Here is a 7,710-nt window from a genome sequence, read left to right as displayed (position 1 = left end):
GAAAACCAAGACCTAGACTATGAAGGGTGGGTCAATTTTATTGGCCAAAGGTGGGTCAAAATAGATGGCCATTGACAAGTGCTCTGAGCAACGTTCAGGACGAGCTCATAAAGGAATGATCAAGAGCATTAAACACAAAGGACTGAAACAGTTTTTTGAGACCGGAAGTACAAAAGGTATCCAGAGGGATCACGTTGACCGCCTCCGTGACCGATTGACGGTACTGGACGCTGCCACGTGCCTCGACGACATTGCAGCCGGCAATTGGGGCCTGCATCCGCTGAGCGGAAAACTGAAAGGTCAGTATGCAATCAAGGTATCCGGCAACTGGCGACTGTTCTTTGAATTCCGGGATGGCAATGTCTATCTGCTGGATTACGACGACTATCACTAAATCGGAGACGAAACCATGGCGATGCATAATCCGTCGCATCCGGGCCGAATCATCCGGCAGCGCCTGATCGAGGATGAAGACGGCCATAAGATTGACAGTGTGGCCGTAGCTGCTGAACGACTGGGCTGCCACCGCAATACCCTGAACCGGGTGCTCAATGGCAGTGCCTCCGTAACGCCGGAAATGGCGTTGGCACTGGAACAGATCGGTGCGGGAAGCGCTGAGTTCTGGCTTTCCATGCAGGCGAATCACGACCTCTTTCAGCTTCGCCACAACCAAGGTGCGGCTTAAGGAAAACGTCCCTGGCTCAAGTAGCAATTGAGCCAGGGACGTTTTCCCTGATACAGGTCACCAAAGAAGCCAAACCCACACACCAGCGATCATGGCCGTCAGCAACCCCCACCATAAAACCACCGAGAGAACACCATTCTGTGGTGGCGCTACACCCGCGCCTGCTGTTTGGCCCTAACCAGTGCCCCGCCGATTGAGTGGGCTGATTCCTTTGAAAGCGCTCAGAGAAGCCCCAGCTCCAGCCGGGCTGCGTCGCTGACCATGTCAAAGGTCCAGGGCGGATCAAAGACAATGTCCACCTCAGCGCTTTCCACGAACGGCACTTCCATCAGCCGGTTACGGGCATCACCAGCAATCACATCGCCCATGCCACAGCCTGGCGAGGTCAGCGTCATCCTCAGATACACCGCGTTCTGTTGCGCATCAACAGTCAGCTCGTAGACAAGGCCCAGACTGACGATACTCACCGGAATTTCCGGGTCGTACACCTGCTCCAGCGCCTGCCAGCACTGATCCTCGCTGATCTGCCCATCCTCCGGGGTTTCGAATATGGCCACGTCACTGCGCAGACCCACCTTGCCCGCCTCCTCTGGCGAGAGGCGGTAGAGATTGCCTTCGTGCTTGACCGTTACACTGCCACCGAGTGCCTGGGTCACAGAGACTTCGGCGCCCTCTGGCAGGGTAACCTCATTGCCATGGGGCACACGCCGCGCCACACACGCCATTGGCAGGGCCAACTCTTTGGGCGGCGTCGCTGGCTGCTTGGCGTAGGGCGCCTTGATGGTCAGCGTCTTGGAATCGCCCGCTGCCTCAAGGTCGATGCGACTTTCCCTCAGATAAGGGAGGCTCGGCGCATCCAGATAAAGGGTCAAATCGCCAAACGTCAGCGGGGTATCACTGGTTTGCTCCTCTCCGGGCGGGCAGAACGCCAGACAGGTCTCCGCTTTCGATGTACCGCCATTATGCACGAACATCCGCGCCGCAATACCAGGGATTTCCTGTTTTTCCAGAAGGCTGGTCAGATAATCCCGGGCCGTGTCGCTGATCTCCACATCAACACTCATACGAGTAATTCCTTTAAAAGTCTTTCTACCTGCATTGATCGGCCTTATTCATCACCCACCTCAAGTTCCATATCCCAGAACGCCTGCTCCAATCTCGTTGCGTCGGTGAAGATCCGTGACAGCCTGTTGAATCGTGCTGATTGGGCTTGCTGCCCATAAAGGTCGTTCATCAGTTGCTGGACGCTTGTGGCAAGTTCCTGGAACTCATCCCCCGAATAGGTCTCAATCCACTTCCCGAACGGATGAGCTTCAACGTCGCCGCCCACCTTCTCAGCGCAATTCCGCCCGATCTCGGCATAGCCCAGTACACAGGGAGCCAGGGCCGTCAAAAGATCCAGCAGATCACCGGACAGGCCTGCATCCAGCACGTACCGCGTGTACGCCATATTGGCCCGGGCTTCCTGCGCCTGCTCGATCTCCTCCTCCGATATCCCCCATTGCCCGCAATACTCAACGTGCATCGCCATCTCATGATTCAAAAGCCCATCCAGAACCGTCACAGCTGACTGCATGGTTGAGATGGAATCGGCCTTGTACACAACCAGCGCCCAGGCACGGCTGAAATGCTTCAGGAAGATATAGTCCTGGATCAGATAATGCTGGAAGGCCGAGCGCGGCAGCGATCCCTCGGCCAGGCGGGCGGGGAACGGATGGTCAATGTAGGCGTGCCACTCTTCCGGGCATTGGTGTTTGAGCGTGTCAAAAAGATCCATCGCTGCATTTCTCCACTCATGACGAACAGTTGTAATAGGACACACCGCCAACATTGAACAACTCCGGCGGCTTCAGTCTGTAGAATGCCGCCTCAACCTCGGTCGACTGCTCGGCGTAAGGCTGGGTCATGACGTCCTGAAGCGCCCGAAGTGGCGCGTAGTGCCCCTTCGACGCCTCCTGGTAAGCCGGTACAACGAACCACTCGCGCAGCGTATATTTGGGGTTTACACGTTTCATCCGGTGGGCAAGTGCCTCACGACGGCCCTGCAGGTCCGCGCTTGAATCGCTCATGTTGTCGACACCAACCAGTGACCGCCATTTCCTGAGCCATTCTGACCAGCGCTTTTCCAGACCGTCGCGGTCCGCATTCGCCATTGAAGCGTCCACGGCTCCCTCGCTGTCCAATGCCCTGTAAAAGCTTGTCCTGAGCGGACCAATATCGTCGGGTATCTTCGAGAGCTCCCGGAAGAAGACCGTGTAATCCACAGGGGTCTGCGCCATCAGCGTCTTGAGCTCACCGAACAGCTCGGCGTCAAAGGCATCAAGGCCCAGTTTCGACGCCCACATCGCTTCCATTTGGGCCTGCATGTGCGTGGGGAACGCTCGTTCGATCTGATCGAGTTGCCAGAGATGATCCTGGTTCCCCGCCAGCAGTGGACGCAAGGCGGAGCAAAAGCTCTGGAAGTTACGGTGCGCTGCCTCGGGTTGATTCAGGAACGAGAAGTGATCGCCGCCACCGGTCCAGGGCTGATAGTACGGATCAAAAACCTCGCAGAAGCCGAAAGGCCCATAGTCCAGCGTGAAGCCACCGGCCGCGCAGTTGTCACTGTTGAAGTTGCCCTGGCAGTAGCCGACCCGGATCCAGTTGGCGATAAGAGCCGTGAGCCGACTGCGGAACTCGCGCGCAAGCGACAGCACTTTCTGGGGTAGATCGAGCTCATGATCGATAACCTCCCCATACTCCGTGCCAATCAAGTGCAACACGATCTTTTCGAGCTCTTCCATCGCGTGTGGATGCTCATTCCTGCGGGCACGACGGCTGAACAGCTCCAGTTGGCCCACCCGGATGAACGAGGGAGCAACCCGGGTGGTGATCGCCACTGGCTCGGCAATAACCGTATCCGGCTCTGTCGAGCGTGAGCCGCCCGAGTACCACGGCCGCCTGACCGTTTCAGTTTTCGAAACATACAGGCTCAGGGATCGCGACGTGGGAACGCCGAGCGCATGCATATGTTCCTGTGCCAGGAACTCCCGCGCACTCGAACGAAGAACAGCACGACCGTCTGCACCCCGGCAGTAAGGCGTCCGGCCCGCCCCTTTAAGCTGCATTTCCCAGCGTTGTCCCTCGATGACGAGCTCCACGACGGAAATGGCTCGACCGTCGCCGTAACCATTTCCGGTCTGGAAGGGGCACTGCTGGACCAATTCAGTGCCATAGATGGAAAGGGCATAACCACAGGCCCAGCCGACCTTTCTCATCGACTCCGGAACGGGCGTGATGTCGCCTGAAAAAAGAGAGACGAAGTCGGCAGATTGCGCCATGCTGTCGGCGAAGCCCAGCTCGCGAAACAGGTCCTTGCTGTGGGCAACGTATTCCGGGTCCTTAATCGGCGTGGGGGTAACCGGCACATAATGACCCCTGAAGACCTGGCGCGGCTCATGGTCCTTCCCGCTGGCGTTCGCTTCCGGGTCGGCGTTGAGTCGGTCCATGAACGAGTAATCCGTCACCTGTGCGAGGTCATTGAGGCTCGCAACGGTGAATGAGGTTTGTTCGGCCACCTTATCGCCCCTATTCATGCAAAACGTGTTGCCGGTCAATCAGGCTTGTGAGGCATAACCGGACGTGTTTTTTTAGTGTCGTATCGACATCAAAAGCCTGTCAATGCGGGTCTGAAGCCCCCGTCGGGCGCAGCAAGGCGATGAGCACACTTACGCCAGTCGATGCCAGCAATGCGCCCAGGAAAGGCCCCAGTGTTGGCACACTATCCGGGAAACTCGCCGCCAATACGCCGCCGGTAAGGCTGCCTGTTGTGACCCAACCCGGCAGTATTGCCCCAAGAAGACCAGCCACGCCGCCAGCCAGAGCCGCCAGGGCGGACATGCGCCGCCAGGGCCCGAGCAACACCGGCATCACGATTGCCGCACACAGCAGATCAGCAATCAGAAACAGACGGAGTACTGAAAACCCCTGGAGACCCACCCAGACGACGGGCACCATCAGCAAAACGGTGATCCACTGCGCGCCACGCATCGACAGCCCCTTGCGACCGGTGCTGGCGACTGCCATGGAGGCAATGGCGTTCTGCAGGGTATCCACACTGGAGGCGACAAGGGTTACCGCCAATACAAGCGCCGGCAGGCTCAGCCAACCCGGGGCCGCCGAAACGAGGGCAAAAAACGGGATGGGCGGCTCGCCCAGCGATAACGCCTGCATGGCCGCCAGCATCCCCAGTCCGCCGACGATCATCACCACGACCAGGGTGGCAACGGCGCCAAAGAGGGCGCCACGCCCCAGAGCCCGATCATTCTCGGCGGCCCAGACCCGCTGCCAATAGCCCTGATGGAACAGATTGGCCGCAGTGACCGCAATCACCAGAGTAACCCCCACCGAGAGCGCGCTTCCCATGGGCGCCGAAGGCATTGTCGCTTCCGGCGGCAAAGGCGGGAGCCCCCACCACGCCACCGCGGCCACGAGCAGCAACAGCGCCAGAAGCAACCAGGCCTGCCAGCGATCCGTTGCCATACTGGCGCGTAACCCGCCCAGGGTTGTGTAGACAAGTGTGACCAGGGCAATACCGATGATAATCAGTGACGGATCAACGTCGGAAAGCAGTCCGGCAATGGAACCGATGGCGGTCAGTTCGGCTGCCAGGAAACAGGCCATATAGGCAACCGAGACAAGGGCGACCCACCGGCGCACACCGGGGCCGTAACAGGCCTCGGCAAACTCACTGATGCTGCGCCCTTCGGGCAGGCGCCTTCGGATCGCTGGCCCATAAAGCCCCAGAACGACAAAGGGCAGCGCGGCGCCAATCGCGTAACCAGCCAACCCAACCGGACCCACGAATGCTGCAATCTCCGGTGGCGCAAAAAGAATCCAGGCCCCCATGCTTGATGCAAGAAACGAGAGCCCAATCGCCTGAGTCCCCTGGGAGTTGCGGGCCGTCACATAGTCATCAAGGCGGATACCCGCCCGGCTTGCGCGCAGACCGAGCGTCCCAAAAAGCGCCAGTGCCGCACCGAGCACGGCCAACGTCAGATAAGTCATTCGCACTTCCTCCGCCGGTATCAACCGGATCAGGTTCCAGGGTCGGCGTTTTACCCTCTCAGCCCCGCATTGTCGCGAGGCTCCCCTGGCGACAGATTAATAAGGTTTGAAACTAGGGTCCCTGTCACCGGCCAACGTCTGGCCCGCATAGGCTGTCAGAAATCGATCGATTGACGACCGGTCACCCCCTACAACCTCCTCAACGGTTGCTGACAACGTGCGCGGTCTGGGAATGCCTCTGGTGAGCTCGACCGCGGGGCGCTGTAGATAGCTAATGCGATGCTGCTCATAGCGGTTGAAAAAGTGATCCAGACGCCCCTGTATGCGGCTGCCGCTGCCTTTTCCCTCAAGCCTGGTTAATGGCCGCAGGATGTTGGCAAACCGGCACAGGTTCCAATGGGCGGCGATGGGTTGAGCGGAAAACGCATAACGGCCTGTTGCGTCCAAGGGGTGCCTGATCCGATCGGGGTCATGGTTGTCCATGAACCCCGACCAGGGGGTCAGGGACACGCCACCATCAACCGCTGTCAGGTGCGTATCGAGTTTGCTGTGGATGAAACCGATGCTTGCCCACTGTGCCATCGTCACAGCAAGCTGATCGCAGACGTTTTCAAAAAGCGCTGTGTAGGGTGTATCGCTATTGATCAGAGTGGGATCGATCCGAGCAATGGCATAATCGGCAAGACGCTCAAGCTCCGCCACCCCCAGTTTCCTGGAGGCGTACTCAAACGCGCCGATGGTCAACGGTGACTCGTCAGTCTTGATGACCGATGCACGAGCCTGATCCAGGCCTTCACTCGTATTGTCATAGGCAACCGCGAGTATCCGCGGCGCTTTAACCCCCATCGCGCTGAGCACTTCCCCCATTAAAAGCTGATGTAAGCCGTTTCTGACTGAGAGTGCAGCGCCAGCCGACTCATGATCACTGTCTTCGCGCTGCTGCAATGACAGGTCGCACCGCTGGAAGCAACGATCAATATGCTCGCCCAGAGCAATCTCAGCCGTGGCTCCATGGCGTGGCTCGGGGGCACCCCAGGGCCGTTGTGCGACGTTGCGTCTGATGGGCCGGGCACCAAATGGTACCCGGTGGCCACTGGCAAATGCCGTGATCAGCTCCCGCGGTTGGTCACCAAGACCGAGTGCCTCGGCAAGCGGGGCGTTAAACCACAGCAGCTCAGGCTCCGCCAAGGGTTCCGGATCCGCCGGGCTGTACATCACCTTTGGCAGCCGAGCGTAACTGTTATCCAGTGCCAGGCCCGGCCATACAGCCCTAGCATCACCCGATTGCAGGTTATGACTGCTGACAGAATTCATGAACAATCCCGCTGTCTAGTTTTGCATCGACATTAATTGGGCGGTGAGACTTTTGTCAATCTGATGTCGTTTCGCTACCATTAACGTATGAGTGACAACGCCAGCGCCATCATTGCCGACCGGATCATCCATCTCGCCTGGCAGAGCCACAGCTCTGAGGATGGCCGCGAGTGTGAACTGAGTGGCGCCCAGTGGGCCGCCGTCCGGTTTCTCGCACGTTCGAATGCGATATCGCGCAAACCGTCGGCCTTTGCCGAATTTCACGGAACCACCCGCGGCACGGCCTCGCAGACGCTGAAATCACTCGAATCGGCAGGGCTGGCGAAGCGGGAAAAGGACAGCCGCGATGGCCGGAGCGTGCGCTTCTCGCTGACTGAAGCCGGTGACAATATGGCGCTCAATGACCCGGTTCTCCGTCTTAAAAATGCGGTTCAGGACCTACCTGAAGATCAGAGGCAGTCTCTGGGACAGATCATTCAACAGCTTGCCACCACTCTCTCGGAGAAAGGCGGTCATCATTGCTTTGGATGCTGTCATGACTGCGTCCACTTTACTCCCAACACACAGGAGACGGATGAAGGCATCTGCCGACTGGACGATCAGGCGTTGCCCGTGGACGATCCCAGCGCGCTCTGCGTCTACTTCGAACCAGACTGAAAGCGGAA

General features: G+C 58.7%; 8 protein-coding genes and 1 riboswitch. Of the genes, 3 read left to right on the top strand and 5 right to left on the bottom strand.

Going from position 1 to position 7,710, the window contains the following annotated elements:
- Positions 1–64 precede the first annotated feature (64 nt).
- Together AC1RQI_RS13485 and AC1RQI_RS13480 are read left to right on the top strand one after the other, a co-directional pair.
- Entirely contained in the window at positions 65–394 is a 330-nt protein-coding gene (locus AC1RQI_RS13485) for a type II toxin-antitoxin system RelE/ParE family toxin (RefSeq protein ID WP_481905184.1), read from the top strand.
- 15 nt (positions 395–409) lie between these two features.
- The gene (locus tag AC1RQI_RS13480) at positions 410–685 is read left to right on the top strand and encodes a HigA family addiction module antitoxin (protein ID WP_481905183.1); all 276 of its coding nucleotides are present in this window, start codon (positions 410–412) and stop codon (positions 683–685) included.
- Between the two features lie 221 nt (positions 686–906).
- Here AC1RQI_RS13480 and AC1RQI_RS13475 read toward each other — a convergent pair whose 3' ends face one another.
- The 5 genes from AC1RQI_RS13475 to AC1RQI_RS13455 all read right to left on the bottom strand — a co-directional run bounded on the left by AC1RQI_RS13475 (position 907) and on the right by AC1RQI_RS13455 (position 6,676).
- A complete protein-coding gene (locus AC1RQI_RS13475) occupies positions 907–1,749 on the bottom strand; it encodes an iron-sulfur cluster assembly protein (RefSeq protein ID WP_481905182.1) in 843 nt (280 codons plus the stop codon).
- A 44-nt stretch (positions 1,750–1,793) separates the two neighbouring features.
- A complete protein-coding gene (tenA, locus tag AC1RQI_RS13470; RefSeq protein ID WP_481905181.1) occupies positions 1,794–2,462 on the bottom strand; it encodes a thiaminase II in 669 nt (222 codons plus the stop codon).
- Positions 2,463–2,478: 16 nt separating this feature from the next.
- Positions 2,479–4,242: a protein adenylyltransferase SelO gene (locus AC1RQI_RS13465; protein WP_481905180.1), complete on the bottom strand. Its 1,764-nt coding sequence runs from the start codon at positions 4,240–4,242 to the stop codon at positions 2,479–2,481.
- Positions 4,243–4,342: 100 nt separating this feature from the next.
- A complete protein-coding gene (locus AC1RQI_RS13460; RefSeq protein WP_481905179.1) occupies positions 4,343–5,731 on the bottom strand; it encodes a sodium:solute symporter family transporter in 1,389 nt (462 codons plus the stop codon).
- Positions 5,720–5,828, bottom strand: a riboswitch (TPP riboswitch). (Overlaps the previous gene by 12 nt.)
- Complete coding sequence (locus tag AC1RQI_RS13455) at positions 5,828–6,676, bottom strand: protein adenylyltransferase SelO family protein (protein ID WP_481905178.1); 849 nt, start codon at positions 6,674–6,676, stop codon at positions 5,828–5,830. (Overlaps the previous riboswitch by 1 nt.)
- Positions 6,677–7,132: 456 nt before the next feature.
- Here AC1RQI_RS13455 and AC1RQI_RS13450 point away from each other — a divergent pair, with 456 nt between their 5' ends.
- A complete protein-coding gene (locus AC1RQI_RS13450) occupies positions 7,133–7,702 on the top strand; it encodes a MarR family winged helix-turn-helix transcriptional regulator (protein WP_481905177.1) in 570 nt (189 codons plus the stop codon).
- The last annotated feature ends 8 nt before the right edge of the window (positions 7,703–7,710 follow it).

Source organism: Salicola sp. AFF1, from assembly GCF_056783195.1.
The sequence above is the reverse complement of the archived record's forward strand: the minus strand, read 5'-3'. Positions and strand labels throughout refer to the sequence as shown.

Excerpts from the sequence above, each read along its gene's own strand:
- AC1RQI_RS13485 (WP_481905184.1), top strand. The coding sequence starts at position 65 with ATGGCCATTGACAAGTGCTCTGAGCAACGTTCAGGACGAGCTCATAAA.
- AC1RQI_RS13480 (WP_481905183.1), top strand. The coding sequence starts at position 410 with ATGGCGATGCATAATCCGTCGCATCCGGGCCGAATCATCCGGCAGCGC.
- AC1RQI_RS13475 (WP_481905182.1), bottom strand. The coding sequence starts at position 1,749 with ATGAGTGTTGATGTGGAGATCAGCGACACGGCCCGGGATTATCTGACC.
- tenA (WP_481905181.1), bottom strand. The coding sequence starts at position 2,462 with ATGGATCTTTTTGACACGCTCAAACACCAATGCCCGGAAGAGTGGCAC.
- AC1RQI_RS13460 (WP_481905179.1), bottom strand. The coding sequence starts at position 5,731 with ATGACTTATCTGACGTTGGCCGTGCTCGGTGCGGCACTGGCGCTTTTT.
- AC1RQI_RS13450 (WP_481905177.1), top strand. The coding sequence starts at position 7,133 with ATGAGTGACAACGCCAGCGCCATCATTGCCGACCGGATCATCCATCTC.